We start from the raw sequence: 2773 nt of genomic DNA on the forward strand, positions 1-2773 counted from the left end.
CATTTACCTCGGTTTTTCAGCCAAATAGGTCAATTTAGTCAGTCATCATCCTTTGTAACCCAACTTCGCTAGCCTTTTAACGGCTAAGTGACTTTTCGTCACTTGAATGCAAACAGAAGGTGCATTATGTTCTTGTTTTACCTTGGGTGGCCGGATTTATTCGGCCGGATTTATTCGCAGCCGGATTTATTCCCACAATAATAGCTGACTTATACATTAATAGTTGATATTTTGTTTTCAATTGCTTGTAACTTTCTAAATACTAATGAATAACCACTTAACTGCACTTACTCTATACCTGCAAGGTATGGACTCAAACAGCCTGACGTTTATAAGCATTGTAGTATCAGTTATAGGTGTATTACTTAGCCTTCTAGTGGCAATTCTAGGGGTATGGTTTGCCATTGCTCAGTACAGATTAAAACGATCAACCAAAATTATCGGTTCTGTTTGTTTTTCTAGAAACTGCGATTTCAATGATATTTACCCTAATAAAATTGTCCTCCAAAACCTTAAAGATAAGTCTGAAGCAATATTTGGCATCCATATAAAGCTTAGCAACAATATATATATATCAATGGAGAATTTAGAAGACTCTCCAATTGTAATTGCACCATTCGAAACTTTAGTACGAAACTACAAGCCAGTATCTTTCTATGGTTCTAACAGCTACAAAGTAGATATCAACCGATTAATTCAAGAGAAGATGGGATGTGTGGTAGTTCTAACAACGAATAAAGGTAAATATCTAACTAAGCAAAAAAAGCACTACTGGAGCCCAATTGTTGAAAGCCTCAAAAATAATGCAATTTCCGCTTTGAATCCATATAGAATCACAGAAAACTTTCCAAACGGATTTGAGTATACCGTGCCATCCAATGCCAAGTTCGTAGTTAGATACTCTCAAAATAATGAACCAAAAGCAGCTTTTATATACCGTGAAAAATTAAGTTATAGCCACACATCCGATATTTTTGAACTTACAGCCAAGTCACTTATTGATAAGCAATCACTGCATGAGCACATAACTAAACTGGATTCACTTCATACCACTCATAAAGTTGATATTCCCTCAATAGAAATTATCCCGATTAGTGAACTTCCCGAACAAAAGAGACTAGATGATTTCTTTAATAAATCGAGAAAAGAAACCTCTCGCTCCTGGCTGTTCGTTCATGTATTAGGCAAAGCAATAACTGTATACAGGGCTTACAAGATGAAACAGAGCAATCATGACCGCTATAACAAAAACTTCACATATAATGAATCGCTAGTGACCAAATGGCTGTTTATCATTGCTTTTAGTGTTTTGATTATCCTTGTTATGAGAGAGCATATTATTGATTTGTTCGAATTATAACCGCTTTATCACTAACAAATAAATTATGCCACTCAATTTTAGCGAAAGATGGAACATGCATAACTCTTTCAGGATTGACAGCGAACACGTCAGCATCAGGAGTTCACCTTCCCCTGCGAAGTTGCTGAAGGGCGTTGAAGAAAATAGCGTGAGCGAGGCATGGATGCCTCGCTAGCTTTCGGGGTACAGGATGTACCATCGGAAGCGTTAGCGATTTTCGAATAAGCACGAAGCCACTAACTAATGCATGTAACTTCGCTAGGGACGCCGGGGGATTTCCAAAAGGGGAACAGGCGTTTTTCCCCTTTTGGTCGGGTGTGGGGTGAAGCCCCACGACGTTGACTTTGGTTTGGCTTTTGATTTTATAAAGAAACCATCAACAGTCTAAATAAGCTAAAGAAGACTGATGAAAGTAAGAAAGTTGCCACACCTTCAACCCAAGGTTAAATCTTCACACAGACAAACAGCGCATTACCTGAGCTTAAATCCCATGGGACGATTTTTTCATAATCGTGTTCAAAGATATGCACTTCAAAATATGGCGCGAGTAACGCTTGCAGCTCGGCAAAACTGGTGGCGACCATAGTATGTTGGTCTTGCCATAACTCAGTCTGATGCACAGATGTATCAGCATCGACTTCGAAATCAGTGAGTTGAGTAAACGGCTGGAGACTCTTTACAATGCTTAGATTTAATGACTGGTTTTCGCCTTGGCCACTGTAATGCCAGCCAGACTCAAAGGCAAAATGGTGCCCTTCAAACTCGGCAAAATGCTTAATCGATAAGCGGTTATCGATGCGGTGCTTATCAACCGAGTTAAAACAAAATATCCCGCCGTCATTGAGGGCGCGGTGCACGCTGGCAATACAACTTTTTAGGCGCTCGATGCCCGCACTGTAATGGATGGAATATAAAAAACAGGTAATTAAATCAACTGGCTGCTCAAGATAAAAGGCGGTCATATCTTGCAGATTAAACTGGGCCTCAGGACAACGACGCATGGCCATATCGAGCATCGGCTGATTAATATCCAGGCCACTGCACTGATAACCAAGGTCGATAAAATGCCGTACATGCGGGCCTGTGCCACAGGCTAAATCAAGGTGCTGCTTTCCGCTATTACCCAAAAACTGATGCAATCGATGGATGCTCGCACTCTGTTGTTGATAGTTAATATCGGAGCACATTAAATCGTAATAACCGGATAGGTCGGTATAAAGCGCGTTAGAAGACATAGCAGCAAAGAGAAGGCATGGGCAATTAAGGGTGGCGCATGATATATCAGTTAGCCCAGAACCGATACACAATTCCACACCTAGATGCGAGAGCAAGACGCTTGAAGGCAATTAATTAGATAAAACAATACGCTATCGCGCTGAATTACAATCCAACATCTCAAAGGTGGATAAACAC

General features: G+C 40.4%; 2 protein-coding genes. One reads left to right on the top strand and one right to left on the bottom strand.

Annotated elements, in window-relative coordinates:
- The first annotated feature begins 265 nt into the window (after nucleotides 1-265).
- Nucleotides 266-1360, top strand: a complete 1095-nt coding sequence (locus tag H9J30_RS21485; RefSeq protein WP_240132835.1) for a hypothetical protein — start codon at nucleotides 266-268, stop codon at nucleotides 1358-1360.
- A 443-nt stretch (nucleotides 1361-1803) separates the two neighbouring features.
- Here H9J30_RS21485 and H9J30_RS21490 read toward each other — a convergent pair whose 3' ends face one another.
- Complete coding sequence (locus tag H9J30_RS21490) at nucleotides 1804-2595, bottom strand: class I SAM-dependent DNA methyltransferase (RefSeq protein ID WP_240132836.1); 792 nt, start codon at nucleotides 2593-2595, stop codon at nucleotides 1804-1806.
- Nucleotides 2596-2773 lie beyond the last annotated feature (178 nt).

Source organism: Shewanella cutis (assembly GCF_022410515.1).
Classification (GTDB): Bacteria; Pseudomonadota; Gammaproteobacteria; order Enterobacterales; family Shewanellaceae; genus Shewanella; species Shewanella cutis.